This is a genomic window from Bradyrhizobium ottawaense (assembly GCF_900099825.1).
Classification (GTDB): Bacteria; Pseudomonadota; Alphaproteobacteria; order Rhizobiales; family Xanthobacteraceae; genus Bradyrhizobium; species Bradyrhizobium ottawaense_A.
In genome coordinates this window covers 7,245,745-7,258,549 of the sequence record NZ_LT629693.1, presented here as the reverse complement: position 1 = coordinate 7,258,549, position 12,805 = coordinate 7,245,745, and the positions used below count along the sequence as shown (strand labels likewise).

Here is a 12,805-nt window from a genome sequence, read left to right as displayed (position 1 = left end):
TCAGAGCCATGCACCCTGTACACCGAAGATGACGGCAACCAGCGAGATCAAAAGACCGATACCTGAAAACAATGCGATTGAAACGAATTGAGCGCTATCTGAATTCGCTGATGCCGACGAAGCGGCGATCGGTTTAGAAATGCGGGCGGCTTTCGGCATGGTTGCACTCCAATGATTTCGTAGTCAAAAATCCCGGCACTTCGGAAGGTCTCGGCACCGGCTACGAAGGTTCAATGTTTTTGAGCGCACCGCAAAAATACGTCCACAAGACGAGGGAACCGGACAGCGCAACCGGTGAAAGATTTTTCACCGATGGCACCGACCGGTTTCAATAATTTGGCAGGGACTTATCCGCGGTAGATCGGCGCGCCGCTCGGTGATGCCGTAGCACCTCCATCGACGAACAGTTCCTGGGCCTGGACGTGCGAGGCGTCGTCGGAAGCAAGGAACAGCACCGTCCTGGCTACCTGATCGGGCTCGCCGAGCCGTCCGAGCGGCGTCGACAATGCAATCCTCTTTTCAAACGCCTTTTCAGCTTCCGGTGTCGCGACCGCAGGACCCCAGATCGCGGTGCGGATCGCGCCAGGCGATACGACGTTGATGCGAATGCCGCGCGGCGACAGTTCCGACGCCATGGATCGCGCCATCGCGCGCACGCCGGCCTTGGCCGCGGCATAGGCCGATTGGCCGGGAATGCCGAGCACGGAAATCACAGAACCATTGAGAATGATGGAGGCGTTGTCGTTGAGATGCGGCAGCGCCGACTGCACGGTGAAGAACACCGAGGTGAGATTGGTCCGAATGACATTCTCGAACGCCTCAAGCGTGGTGCCGCCAACCGGCGACGGTCCGGCGATGCCTGCATTGGCAAACACGACATCCAGCTTGCCGAACTTGGCCACTGCCTGCTTCAGCGCGGCGTCGTTCGCGGCAATATCAGTCGCGTCCGCGACGATCGCGAGCGCGCTGGGTCCGAGCTCTTTTGCCGCGGCCTCCAGCGTCGCCTTGTTTCGTCCCGTGATCAGCACTTTCGCGCCCTCCGCCACGAACAACCGCGCGGTGGCAAGGCCGATGCCGGCGTTGCCCCCGGTAATCCACGCCGTCTTGTTTGCCAGCCTCATGATAGCCTCCATCGGTTGCATTATTAAACTAGATTGCCTACCTAGGGCATCTGGTTCTATAATGCAACCACACAAGGCCGTGATCGGTCCTGCGATCCCTCGGAGATGGCCATGGTGAAACGGACGAGCTTTGAGCGCGACGACTGCCCGATCGCACGATCGCTGGATGCGATCGGCGACTGGTGGTCGATCCTGATCATTCGCGAGGCATTGTTTGGCAGCCGCCGCTTCGGCGAATTCCAGAAGAAGCTGGGGCTCGCCAAGAACATTCTGACCGTTCGGCTGCGCGCACTGGTCGATCAGGGCATCCTGAAAACGGCGCCCGCCTCCGACGGCAGCGCCTATCAGGAATATCTGCTGACACCGAAGGGCCGCGGCGTGTTTCCGGTTCTGGTGGCGCTACGGCAATGGAGCGAGGAATTCGACGAGCGGCCAGAGGAAATCGCCACCATCCTGGTCGACAGGGAAAACGGCCGGGCGGTGCGCAGGCTCGAACTCCATGCCGAGGACGGAAGGCTGCTGACACAGGCGGATACGACGCTGAAGCCACGGCCGGGGAAGCAAGCCAGGCAGGTTACGGCGTAGCGTCGCTCACGACAGCTTGTGCTTGCTGCGGGTCCGCATCCGCTCTTCCGCCTCGAGTTGTGCCATGCCGAGCAGATGGCTGAGAACCTCAAGCCGATGGTTCTTCGCCAGCTTGACCAATTCGGCAACGGTTTCGGCGATGAAGGCCACGGCCTCGTCAGGGCCGCCCTCGCCGTCGCGGTCGTCCGTTGAAGATCGCCTCGATCCACCCGAAGTCGTGCGCTTCCGGCCGCCCCGTGCCTTGTTCAAAAAACCGGCATCCCAATCCAACACAATATGGTCCAGAAATAGCCGGTTTATTCCCACAACTCTAGGACGTATTCTGCAACACCATACCCACAAAGTCGCATCCCGGACCTGCCTGCTCAATATCTGTCGATTTGACAGGGGGGCCTCACCACCCCATGTTCGGGACGAAACGGCTGGCGCGAGTCTCGCGATACCGGCCTTTATCTTTTCCCGTAAGCTATTGGAATGACATGAATATCGTCATTGTGGAGTCGCCGGCGAAAGCCAAGACGATCAACAAATATTTGGGCGCCTCCTACGAGGTTCTGGCCTCGTTCGGCCATGTCCGCGACTTGCCGGCCAAGAACGGATCGGTCGATCCGGAAGCCAATTTCCAGATGATCTGGGAGATCGACCCCAAGGCGGCCGGCCGGCTCAACGACATCGCCAAGGCCCTGAAGGGCGCCGACCGCCTGATCCTCGCAACCGACCCTGACCGCGAGGGCGAGGCGATCTCCTGGCACGTGCTCGAAGTGCTGAAAGAGAAGCGCGCGATCAAGGACCACAAGATCGAACGCGTGGTTTTCAACGCCATCACCAAACAGGCGGTGACGGATGCCATGAAGTCGCCGCGCCAGATCGACGGCGCGCTGGTCGACGCCTATATGGCGCGCCGCGCGCTCGACTATCTGGTCGGCTTCACGCTCTCGCCGGTGTTGTGGCGCAAGTTGCCGGGCGCACGCTCGGCCGGCCGCGTGCAGTCGGTGGCGCTGCGGCTGGTGTGCGACCGCGAGCTCGAGATCGAAAAATTCGTCGCCCGCGAATACTGGTCGCTGGTGGCCACCCTGACGACGCCGCGCGGCGACGCCTTCGAGGCCCGCCTCGTCGGCGCCGACGGCAAGAAGATCCAGCGGCTCGACATCGGCTCCGGCGCGGAAGCCGAAGAACTCAAGAAGGCGATCGAGGCCGCCAACTTCACGGTCTCGACCGTGGAAGCGAAACCGGCGCGCCGCAATCCGCAGGCGCCCTTCACCACCTCGACGCTGCAGCAGGAAGCCAGCCGCAAGCTCGGCTTTGCGCCCGCCCATACCATGCGGGTCGCGCAGCGGCTCTATGAGGGCATCGACATCGGCGGCGAGACCACCGGTCTCATTACCTATATGCGAACCGACGGCGTGCAGATCGACGGCTCGGCGATCACGCAGGCCCGCAAGGTGATCGGCGAGGACTACGGCAACGCCTACGTGCCGGACGCGCCGCGCCAGTACCAGACCAAGGCCAAGAACGCGCAGGAAGCGCATGAAGCGATCCGCCCGACCGACCTGTCGCGCCGCCCCGCCGAAATGCGCCGCCGCCTCGATACCGACCAGGCCAAGCTCTATGAGCTGATCTGGATCCGCACCATCGCGAGCCAGATGGAATCGGCCGAACTCGAACGCACCACGGTGGATATCGCGGCGAAGGCCGGCTCCCGCGTGCTGGACCTGCGCGCCAGCGGTCAGGTCGTGAAGTTCGACGGTTTCCTCGCGCTCTACCAGGAAGGCCGCGACGACGACGCCGAGGATGACGACAGCCGCCGCCTCCCCGCCATGAGCGAGGGCGAGGCGCTGAAGCGGCAGGACCTCGCCGTCACGCAACATTTCACCGAACCGCCGCCGCGCTTCTCGGAAGCCTCGCTGGTGAAGCGGATGGAAGAACTCGGCATCGGCCGTCCCTCGACCTATGCCTCGATCCTGCAGGTGCTGAAGGACCGCGGTTACGTCAAGCTCGAGAAGAAGCGGCTGCACGGCGAGGACAAGGGCCGCGTCGTGGTCGCGTTCCTGGAAAACTTCTTCGCGCGTTATGTCGAATACGATTTCACCGCCAATCTGGAAGAGCAGCTTGACCGCATTTCCAACAACGAGATCTCCTGGCAGCAGGTGCTGAAGGAGTTCTGGGTCGGCTTTGCCGGCGCGGTCGCCGACATCAAGGACATTCGCGTCTCCGAAGTGCTCGACGTGCTCGACGTCATGCTGGGGCCGCATATTTATCCGCCGCGCGCCGATGGCGGCGACGTCAGGCAGTGCCCGACCTGCGGCACCGGCAAGCTCAACCTGAAAGCCGGCAAGTTCGGCGCCTTTGTCGGCTGCTCGAACTATCCGGAATGCCGGCACACGCGTCCGTTGGCTGCCGACGGCGAAGCCAGCGCCGACCGCGTGCTCGGCAAGGACCCGGAGACCGACCTCGACGTCACGGTGAAGGCCGGACGCTTCGGCCCCTACATTCAGCTCGGCGAGCAGAAAGATTATGCCGAGGGCGAGAAGCCGCGGCGCGCCGGCATTCCGAAGAACACGTCGCCCGGCGACATGGAACTCGAACTGGCGTTGAAACTGCTGTCGCTGCCGCGCGAGATCGGCAAGCATCCGGAAACCGGCGAGCCGATCACCGCCGGTATCGGCCGCTTCGGTCCATTCGTGCGTCACGAAAAAACCTACGCCAGCCTGGAAGCCGGCGACGAGGTGTTCGACATCGGCCTCAACCGCGCGGTGACACTGATCGCCGAAAAAATTGCAAAAGGCCCGAGCGGACGTCGTTTCGGCGCCGATCCCGGCAAGCCGCTCGGCGAGCATCCGAGCCTCGGCGGCGTGGCGGTCAAGAACGGCCGCTATGGGGCGTATGTCACGTCCGGTGGCGTCAACGCCACGATCCCGAGCGACAAGACGCCGGAGACGATCACGCTCGCGGAAGCCATCGCCCTGATCGATGAACGCGCCGCCAAGGGCGGCGGCAAGCCCAAGCGCGGCGCCAAGAAAGCCGCACCGAAGAAGGCAGCCGCCAAGACTACCGACAAGGTCGTCGATCCCGATGCGCCAAAGCCTGCCAAGAAGGCCGCGGTGAAGAAGGCGGCGGCGAAACCGAAGGCGGATGCCGTGAGCAAGGCGCGCGCGCCGGTCGCCTCGGCCGCCAAGACATCGGCGGCAAAGCCGGCCGCATCCAAACCGCCTGCGAAGAAGAGCGCGGGCAAGGCCCGGGGATAAGTGAACAAGAAGCACGACAGTGGTTTTCCGAGCCGGGACGCCATCGTCGCCTTTATCCGCGCGAATCCCGGCAATATCGGCACGCGCGAGATCGCGCGCGAGTTCGGCCTGAAGAACGCCGACCGCGTCGAGCTGAAGCAGATCCTGCGCGAGCTCGCAGACGACGGCACGGTCGCCAAACGCGGCCGCAAGATTCTGGAGCCGGCCGCCCTGCCCCCGACCGTGATGGCCGACATCACCGGGCGCGATACCGACGGCGAACTGCTCGCGGCACCCACCGAGTGGGACACCGAGCAGGACGGACCCGCGCCGAAAATCCGCATTCACGTTCCGCGCCGCCCGCAGCCCGGCACCGCAGCCGGCGTCGGCGACCGCGCGCTGCTGCGCGTCGAAAAGAGCCCCGACGGCGACGGCACGCCGTATCGCGGGCGGGTCATCAAGGTCGTCGATCACGCCCGCACCCGCCTGCTTGGTATCTTCCGCGCTTTGCCCGCAGGCGGCGGCCGCCTCATTCCGGTCGACAAGAAACAGGCCGGCCGCGAACTGAACATCGCCAAAGACGACACCGGCGGCGCCGAGGATGACGACCTCGTCAGCGTCGATCTCGTGCGCACGCGCGGCTACGGCCTGGCGTCGGGCAAGGTGAAGGAGCGGCTCGGCTCGCTCGCGACCGAGAAAGCGGTCAGCCTGATCGCGATCCACGCCCATGACATTCCGCAGGTGTTTTCGCCGGCCGCGTTGCGCGAGGCCGAGGATGCGCAGACCGCGACCCTGAAGGGCCGCGAGGACTGGCGCGAGCTGCCGCTTGTGACGATCGATCCGCCCGACGCCAAGGATCACGACGACGCGGTGCATGCCGCGCCCGATCCCGATCCGAACAACAAGGGCGGCTTTATCGTTCACGTCGCCATTGCCGACGTTGCCTTTTGTGTGCGGCCGGGTTCGGCGCTGGATCGCGATGCGCTGATGCGCGGCAATTCGGTGTATTTCCCCGATCGCGTGGTGCCGATGCTGCCCGAGCGCATCTCCAACGATCTCTGTTCGCTCGTGCCGGGCGAGCCGCGCGGCGCGCTCGCGGTGCGGATGGTGATCGGCCATGACGGCCGCAAGCGCTCGCACAGTTTTCATCGCGTGCTGATGCGCTCGGCGGCAAAACTCAACTACGCGCAGGCGCAGGCCGCGATCGACGGCCGGCCCGACGACACCACCGGTCCCCTGGTCGAGCCGATCCTGCAGCCGCTGTATGCGGCCTATGCGCTGGTCAAACTGGCACGCGACGAACGCGACCCACTTGATCTCGATCTGCCCGAGCGCAAGATCCTGCTGAAATCCGACGGCACCGTCGATCGCGTCGTCGTGCCGGAGCGGCTGGATGCGCACAAGTTGATCGAGGAATTCATGATCCTCGCCAACGTCGCCGCGGCGGAGATGCTCGAGAAGAAGGCGCTGCCGCTGATCTACCGCGTGCACGACGAACCTTCGCAGGAGAAGGTTCACAACCTCGCGGAATTCCTCAAGACGCTCGATCTGCCGTTCGCGAAAGCCGGCGCGCTGCGCCCGGCGCTGTTCAATCGCGTGCTGGGCCAGGTCCGCGGCGAGGACTACGAACCGCTGGTGAACGAAGTAGTGTTGCGCTCGCAGGCGCAGGCGGAATATTCGTCGGAGAATTACGGCCATTTCGGCCTCAACCTGCGCCGCTACGCGCATTTCACTTCGCCTATCAGGCGATACGCGGATCTGATCGTGCATCGCGCGTTGATCCGGGCGCTCGGTCTCGGCGAAGGCGCGCTGCCGGAAACCGAGACGCTGGAAACGCTTGGCGAAGTCGCAGCCCAGATCTCCGTGACAGAACGCCGCGCCATGAAGGCGGAACGCGAGACGGCCGACCGCCTGATCGCGCATTTCCTTGCCGATCGCATCGGCGCCAGTTTCCAGGGCCGTATTTCCGGCGTCACCCGCGCCGGCCTGTTCGTCAAACTCAGCGAAACCGGCGCCGACGGGCTGATCCCGATCCGCACGCTCGGCACGGAATATTTCAACTACGACGAGGCGCGCCATGCGCTCATCGGCACACGCAGCGGTGCCATGCACCGGCTGGGTGACGTTGTTGACGTGCGTCTGGTAGAAGCAGCACCGGTAGCAGGCGCGTTGCGGTTCGAGCTGTTGTCGGAAGGCCAGTCCATTCCGCGCGGCAGAAAACGTGACGGATCGCGAGCGTCGACAAAGCCGTCGAAAGCGCGTCCAGGCCGCAGCCCGAACGACAAGGCCGGCGCGCCCGGCCAGAGTAAGTTCGGCAAGGGCAAGTCTGGCAAAGGAAAGTCCGCAAAGTTCAAGCCGGGTAAATCGAAATCCGGCAAATCCAAGAAAGGCAAATCATGGTAACAGTGAGCACCGCAACGGCCGTCTGGAGCCAGGATTCCGTGAAGGGCGAAAAGCGCGACCTTTGGACCGCCATGAAGCGCGGCTTTCGCTGCCGCTGCCCGCGCTGCGGCGAAGGCAAGCTGTTTCGCGCTTTCCTGAAGGTCGACAACAACTGTTCGGTATGCGGGCTCGACTACACGCCACACCGCGCCGACGATCTGCCGGCCTATCTCGTGATCATCATCGTCGGCCACATCCTGGTACCGGTCATTCTGTGGATCGAAACCGATTATGCGCCGCCGGTCTGGCTGCAGCTTTCGATCTACCTGCCGGTCACCTTGATTGCATCGCTGGCGTTGCTGCAACCGGTCAAGGGCGCCGTGGTCGGCTTCCAATGGGCGCTGCGCATGCACGGGTTTGACGAAAACGCCCCTAGCGACGTTCCGCCCGTCTAGAGCCTTTTCCGTTCCGATGGAATCGGAACGGGGCTCCAGATTTTTGAGTTGACGCGTTTTCTTGACGCGAACCGGTTTCCACTTCGCTGGAAACCGCTCTGGCTAAACCAACAATAATAAAAGCATGAATGGGGATGGAATGACCGAAGCTGCGACCGCGCCCAAGGAAGAAAAAGAAGCCGATCACCATCCTTATTTCCGGCCGAAAGACGCGGCGACGCTGATCCTGATCGATCGCTCCGGCGAAAAGCCCAAGGTGCTGGTCGGCAAGCGCCACGACAATGTGGTGTTCATGCCGGGCAAATTCGTGTTTCCCGGCGGCCGCGTCGACAAATCCGACAATCGCGTTCCCGTCGCCGCTTCCATCACCAAGGAACTTGAAGCCAACCTGCTCAAGGGTAGCCCCAAGATCGCGGCTTCGCGCGCGCGCGCGCTTGCGGTCGCCGCGATCCGCGAAGCTTGCGAGGAAACCGGCCTCTGCCTCGGCCGCAAGGTCGACAAGCCGGTGAAGCTCGAGGGTCCCTGGGCGCCGTTCAGCGACGCCGGCCTGCTGCCCGATCCGTCGAGCCTGTTCCTGATTGCGCGCGCGATTACCCCGCCGGGCCGCGTCCGCCGTTTCGACACCCGCTTCTTCACCGCGGATGCCTCCGCGATCGCCCATCGCGTCGAGGGCGTGATCCATCCCGATGCCGAACTGGTGGAGTTGGTCTGGGTCGAGATCGGCTCCAAGCCGCTGGCCGACCTGCATCCCATGACCAAGAACGTCCTCAACGAACTCGACCGCCGCCTCGCCACCGGCCCGTTGCACCACGACGCCCCGGTGCCGTTCTTCCATTTCTACGGCGGCAAGATGCAGAAGGATGTGTTGGGCGCGTAGGCGTGCTAGATTGCGGCCCGATCGACCGAGTTGTATGCGGGAGCGCCTTCCATGATGCGGTTTGTCAAACCCCTGCTCGCATCCGTCGCCTTGTGCGCCATGCTGCCGATGCAAGCCCGTGCCGAGCTTGACGTCATCGACCTAAAAGCTGCGATCCAAACCACGGTCGCCGGCAACTATGCCGCGCTCGATGCGCTCTACAAAGACATTCACGCCCATCCCGAGCTTGCGTTTCAGGAGGTGAAGACCGCAGCCCGGCTCGCCGCCGAAATGCGCGCGCTCGGCTTCGACGTCACCGAAAAGGTGGGCAAGACTGGCCTCGTCGCGATCTACAAGAACGGCGACGGCCCTACCGTCCTGGTGCGAACCGAACTCGACGCGCTGCCGATGGAAGAGAAAACCGGCCTGCCCTACGCAAGCCATGAAAAGGCCAGCTGGAACGGTCGCGAGGTTTTCGTCGCCCATAGCTGCGGTCACGACATCCATATGGCGAGCTGGGTCGGAACGGCGAAGACGCTGCTTGGCATGAAAGACCGATGGCACGGCACGTTGATGTTCATCGCCCAGCCGGCCGAAGAAGAAGTGACGGGCGCCCTGGCCATGCTGGCCGACGGCCTGTTCACGCGCTTTCCAAAGCCCGACGTCGCGTTTGCCTTGCACGACGGCCCCAACGGCTACGACACTGTCGCCTATCGCAGCGGCATCGGCTCGTCCTATGCCGACCTTCTCGAGATCAGGTTCTCCGGCCGCGGCGGGCATGGCGCCGAACCGCACCGGACCATCGATCCGGTCACGATCGCGGCGCGCTTCGTCACCGACGTGCAAAGCGTGATCAGCCGCGAAAAGGACCCCAACGAATTCGGCGTGCTCAGCATCGGCGCGATCCATGGCGGCACCGCCGCCAACATCATTCCGGATGGCGTGTACATCGCCGGCACCATCCGATCCTACAAGCCGGAAGTCCGCGCCAAATTACATGCGGGGATCGAACGAACAGCCAAGGCTGTGGCCGCGATGGCGGATGCGCCGCCGCCCGACTTCAAGATCACGGCGGGCACCAAGCCTGTGATGAACGATCCCGGCGTAGTCGCATCGGCCGTAAAAGTGCTGCAAACGGCGTTCGGCGACAAGGTGCGGGCAACGCCGCCGGTCAGCGCCAGCGAGGATTTTTCGGAATACGCCGCCGCCGGCGTGCCGTCGATGATGTTCAACATCGGCGTCTACGAGCCGGAACGGGTCGCCGCCGCACGCAACGGCACCGGCCCGCAATTGCCGCCCAACCATTCGCCCCTGTTTGCGCCGGTGCCCCAGCCAACGATCACCCTCGGCATCCAGGCCATGACGCTGGCCGTTCTCAGCGCCTTCGACGAGCGCGCCCGCAGCCAATGAGAAAGCGGTGCCGCCGAACGGTCCCATCCTCCAGACGGCGGCGAAATTGCAAAATTCTTCTCACGTCTCCCGATGGCGCAGCCGCCTGCCGTCCCTATCTGTTCCCCAACAATAACCGTACGGAATGGGGCAAATGGCGAAGCGGCAACTCAAGCTCGGCGCATTCATGCGGCCGGTCTCTATCCACACCGGCGCGTGGCGCTATCCGGGCGCCTGGCCCGATGCCAATTTCAATTTCCCGCATATCAAGAAACTGATCCAGAAGCTGGAGGCCGGAAAGTTCGACGCCTTCTTCATGGCCGACCATCTGGCCGTGCTGAACATGCCGGTCAATGCGCTCAAGCGCAGCCACACCGTGACCTCGTTCGAACCGTTCACGCTGCTGTCGGCGCTGGCCGGCGCCACCGAACATATCGGCCTGATCGCGACGGGGTCGACCACGTTCGACGAGCCCTATCATGTCGCCCGCCGCTTTGCTTCGCTCGATCACATCTCCGGCGGCCGTGCGGGGTGGAATATCGTCACCACCTCCAATCCGGACGCCGCGCTGAATTTCGGGCTCGACGACCATATGGAGCACGCCGAGCGCTACAAGCGGGCGCGTGAGTTCTATGACGTCGTCACGGGCCTGTGGGATTCCTTTGCCGACGACGCGTTCGTGCGCGACGTCGAGCAAGGGCTGTATTTCGATCCCGCCAAGATGCACGTGCTCAACCACAAGGGAAAATATCTGAGCGTGCGCGGACCGCTCAACATCGCCCGCCCCGTCCAGGGCTGGCCGTTGATTGTGCAGGCCGGCGCGTCCGAGGACGGCAAACAGCTTGCGGCCGAGACCGCCGAGGCCGTGTTCACCGGCGGCGGCAGCCTTGCCGACAGCCAAAAACTCTATGCCGACATCAAGGGCCGGATGGAAAAGATCGGCCGTGACCCCGAGCATCTGAAGATCCTGCCCGGCGCCTTCGTCGTGGTCGGCGACAGCGTCGAAGAGGCCAAGGAGAAGCGCGCAAAGCTCGACAGCATGGTGCATTACGACAGCGCCATCGCCTCGCTGTCGGTCCAGCTCGGCACCGACGCCTCCGGCTTCGATCCCGATGGCCAGTTGCCGCCGATCCCCGAGACCAATGCGTCCAAAAGCGGTCGCCAGCGCCTCGTCGACGTCGCCGCCCGCGACAAGCTCACGGTGCGCCAGCTAGCCCAGCGCGTCGGCGGTTATGGCGGGCTCTCGTTTGTCGGCACGCCCGTGACGATCGCCGACCAGATGGAGGAATGGCTGACCAGCCGCGGCAGCGACGGATTCAACATCATGTTCCCGTTCCTGCCCGCGGGTCTCGACGATTTCGTCGACAAGGTCGTCCCGGAACTGCAGAAGCGCGGGATTTTCCGGACCGAGTATGAAGGCAGCACGTTGCGGGAGAATCTGGGGCTACCGCGGCCGAAAAACCGGTTCTTTGAGGGTTAATCTCCCCGATTCCCGTCCAATTCTGCCCTGCAAACCTTGACTTTGGGCGGATCGAAGCTAGGTTGCGCGGCAAATGCAGGCCGATTTGGCCGGCCCCTACACCCCCATTTTTGAGGTTCCGAACATGGCCAAAGCGGTCACCATCAAGGTCAAGCTCGTTTCCACGGCGGATACCGGCTTCTATTACGTCGCCAAGAAGAATTCGCGCACCATGACCGACAAGCTGGTCAAGAAGAAGTACGACCCGGTCGCGCGCAAGCACGTCGAGTTCAAGGAATCGAAGATCAAGTAAGACCTGGGATGGTACTGAGTTCAACGGGGCCTTGCGGCCCCGTTTTCATTTTGCGGCCCGCCACCCGCAAGGTGGCACCAGGACCCGCGCACTGTTATCCTCGCTCGGGAACCAGTTTCCGAACACCGTGTTGAGTTAAGCGATTCCGCCGCGCCGACTTGTGCCTCTCTGGTAGGCCCTGGGCATCGGGTTCACATGAGCGCAACCCTGGACGAGCGAAATGCCGGTGGCTACTCGGTCGCCTATGTGCGCGAAGACATCTACTTTCCCGTCTACATCAGTGCTGCGCTGGCTGCGATATTCTGCACGGCCGCCTGGATCACCGGCGCCATCTATTGGTCGTTCCCTGCCGTGGCAGCGGCCAGCTTCACCTACTACAACATCCCCCTGCTGGAGACCGGGCGGCCGACCATCGGCGCCAATCAATATGGCATCTTCATCCAGGCCTTCGGATTGATACGCTGGCGGGCCATCGAGCGCATCGATGTCGTTCAGATCGCCGAGCGGGCGATGACGGTCCATGAGCTGCAGATTGTGCTCAACGCACCGCTCCGCAGCGCTCTCGTCGTCGATTGGCGCAAGCAGCCGATCTATCGCCTGCTGATGCGCCTACCTTGGCGCATGGACCACAATGGCACCTTGCGGATCAGTCTGGAGCCGTTCGATCAGCCGCCGGATGTGATCCACCGAACATTCCTCAGGATGTGGCGCTTCTATCGGAGCTAGACTAGCCCGTCGCGAGGTCTCGGGACAGGTTGGCACGACGAAGAGCGCTCGGGCGTCCGTGGTATCGGCCCGATCCGCTTTGTAACGTAGGTCTTCATTCAGCCGCCGAAGGCCTCATCGCGCAAATGCGCATCCGAGATCCGCGCTTCGGGATTATGCGTGATGGTCATGAACCAAACGAGGCTGAAGAACAGCGACCACGCTGTGTTCCAATAGAACCAGTTCATGTGATCTCCTCACCGAGGATCACCGCGAGCAGTAAAGTAGTTAGAACTGGCTGGACCCAACACCCCCA

Annotated in this window: 13 protein-coding genes; 9 read left to right on the top strand and 4 right to left on the bottom strand. The window is 63.3% G+C overall.

Annotated elements, in window-relative coordinates:
• Both BLR13_RS41230 and BLR13_RS34180 read right to left on the bottom strand, forming a co-directional pair.
• Window positions 1–159: a hypothetical protein gene (locus tag BLR13_RS41230; RefSeq protein WP_091976912.1), complete on the bottom strand. Its 159-nt coding sequence runs from the start codon at window positions 157–159 to the stop codon at window positions 1–3.
• Window positions 160–347: 188 nt separating this feature from the next.
• Window positions 348–1,121, bottom strand: a complete 774-nt coding sequence (locus tag BLR13_RS34180) for an SDR family NAD(P)-dependent oxidoreductase (RefSeq protein WP_074830708.1) — start codon at window positions 1,119–1,121, stop codon at window positions 348–350.
• 111 nt (window positions 1,122–1,232) lie between these two features.
• Between BLR13_RS34180 and BLR13_RS34175 the strand changes: the two genes are divergently transcribed.
• A complete protein-coding gene (locus tag BLR13_RS34175) occupies window positions 1,233–1,706 on the top strand; it encodes a winged helix-turn-helix transcriptional regulator (RefSeq protein WP_074830711.1) in 474 nt (157 codons plus the stop codon).
• A gap of 6 nt (window positions 1,707–1,712) precedes the next feature.
• Here BLR13_RS34175 and BLR13_RS34170 read toward each other — a convergent pair whose 3' ends face one another.
• The gene (locus tag BLR13_RS34170) at window positions 1,713–1,955 is read right to left on the bottom strand and encodes a hypothetical protein (protein WP_074830714.1); all 243 of its coding nucleotides are present in this window, start codon (window positions 1,953–1,955) and stop codon (window positions 1,713–1,715) included.
• Between the two features lie 230 nt (window positions 1,956–2,185).
• On the opposite strand from BLR13_RS34170, the gene topA reads away from it, so the two are divergent.
• The 8 genes from topA (at window position 2,186) to BLR13_RS34125 (ending at window position 12,510) form a co-directional block, all read left to right on the top strand.
• Window positions 2,186–4,951, top strand: coding sequence for a type I DNA topoisomerase (gene topA, locus BLR13_RS34165; RefSeq protein ID WP_074814253.1), 2,766 nt, complete (start codon window positions 2,186–2,188; stop codon window positions 4,949–4,951).
• Window positions 4,952–7,333, top strand: coding sequence for a ribonuclease R (rnr, locus tag BLR13_RS34160; RefSeq protein ID WP_074814256.1), 2,382 nt, complete (start codon window positions 4,952–4,954; stop codon window positions 7,331–7,333).
• Window positions 7,327–7,767 (top strand): DUF983 domain-containing protein, encoded by a 441-nt coding sequence (locus tag BLR13_RS34155; protein ID WP_074814259.1) that lies wholly within the window; start codon window positions 7,327–7,329, stop codon window positions 7,765–7,767. Before rnr ends, BLR13_RS34155 begins: the two co-directional genes overlap by 7 nt.
• 139 nt (window positions 7,768–7,906) lie before the next feature.
• Window positions 7,907–8,644 (top strand): NUDIX hydrolase, encoded by a 738-nt coding sequence (locus BLR13_RS34145; RefSeq protein ID WP_074814264.1) that lies wholly within the window; start codon window positions 7,907–7,909, stop codon window positions 8,642–8,644.
• 51 nt (window positions 8,645–8,695) lie between these two features.
• Window positions 8,696–10,033 (top strand): amidohydrolase, encoded by a 1,338-nt coding sequence (locus tag BLR13_RS34140; protein WP_079587375.1) that lies wholly within the window; start codon window positions 8,696–8,698, stop codon window positions 10,031–10,033.
• A gap of 133 nt (window positions 10,034–10,166) precedes the next feature.
• The gene (locus BLR13_RS34135) at window positions 10,167–11,492 is read left to right on the top strand and encodes an LLM class flavin-dependent oxidoreductase (RefSeq protein ID WP_074814270.1); all 1,326 of its coding nucleotides are present in this window, start codon (window positions 10,167–10,169) and stop codon (window positions 11,490–11,492) included.
• A 124-nt stretch (window positions 11,493–11,616) separates the two neighbouring features.
• Window positions 11,617–11,784, top strand: coding sequence for a 50S ribosomal protein L33 (rpmG, locus tag BLR13_RS34130; protein WP_027537094.1), 168 nt, complete (start codon window positions 11,617–11,619; stop codon window positions 11,782–11,784).
• A 195-nt stretch (window positions 11,785–11,979) separates the two neighbouring features.
• On the top strand, window positions 11,980–12,510 hold the full coding sequence (locus BLR13_RS34125; RefSeq protein ID WP_074814273.1) for a hypothetical protein: 531 nt from the start codon (window positions 11,980–11,982) through the stop codon (window positions 12,508–12,510).
• 98 nt (window positions 12,511–12,608) lie between these two features.
• Here the strand turns inward: BLR13_RS34125 and BLR13_RS42340 are convergent, their stop codons facing one another.
• Window positions 12,609–12,737, bottom strand: a complete 129-nt coding sequence (locus tag BLR13_RS42340) for a hypothetical protein (protein WP_256379186.1) — start codon at window positions 12,735–12,737, stop codon at window positions 12,609–12,611.
• Window positions 12,738–12,805 lie beyond the last annotated feature (68 nt).

What these genes read in the sequence shown, in the direction of transcription:
- BLR13_RS41230 (WP_091976912.1), bottom strand. Translation starts at nt 159, where the DNA reads ATGCCGAAAGCCGCCCGCATTTCTAAACCGATCGCCGCTTCGTCGGCA.
- topA (WP_074814253.1), top strand. Translation starts at nt 2,186, where the DNA reads ATGAATATCGTCATTGTGGAGTCGCCGGCGAAAGCCAAGACGATCAAC.
- BLR13_RS42340 (WP_256379186.1), bottom strand. Translation starts at nt 12,737, where the DNA reads ATGAACTGGTTCTATTGGAACACAGCGTGGTCGCTGTTCTTCAGCCTC.
- BLR13_RS34125 (WP_074814273.1), top strand. Translation starts at nt 11,980, where the DNA reads ATGAGCGCAACCCTGGACGAGCGAAATGCCGGTGGCTACTCGGTCGCC.
- BLR13_RS34175 (WP_074830711.1), top strand. Translation starts at nt 1,233, where the DNA reads ATGGTGAAACGGACGAGCTTTGAGCGCGACGACTGCCCGATCGCACGA.
- BLR13_RS34135 (WP_074814270.1), top strand. Translation starts at nt 10,167, where the DNA reads ATGGCGAAGCGGCAACTCAAGCTCGGCGCATTCATGCGGCCGGTCTCT.
- BLR13_RS34155 (WP_074814259.1), top strand. Translation starts at nt 7,327, where the DNA reads ATGGTAACAGTGAGCACCGCAACGGCCGTCTGGAGCCAGGATTCCGTG.
- BLR13_RS34140 (WP_079587375.1), top strand. Translation starts at nt 8,696, where the DNA reads ATGATGCGGTTTGTCAAACCCCTGCTCGCATCCGTCGCCTTGTGCGCC.
- BLR13_RS34145 (WP_074814264.1), top strand. Translation starts at nt 7,907, where the DNA reads ATGACCGAAGCTGCGACCGCGCCCAAGGAAGAAAAAGAAGCCGATCAC.
- BLR13_RS34180 (WP_074830708.1), bottom strand. Translation starts at nt 1,121, where the DNA reads ATGAGGCTGGCAAACAAGACGGCGTGGATTACCGGGGGCAACGCCGGC.
- rpmG (WP_027537094.1), top strand. Translation starts at nt 11,617, where the DNA reads ATGGCCAAAGCGGTCACCATCAAGGTCAAGCTCGTTTCCACGGCGGAT.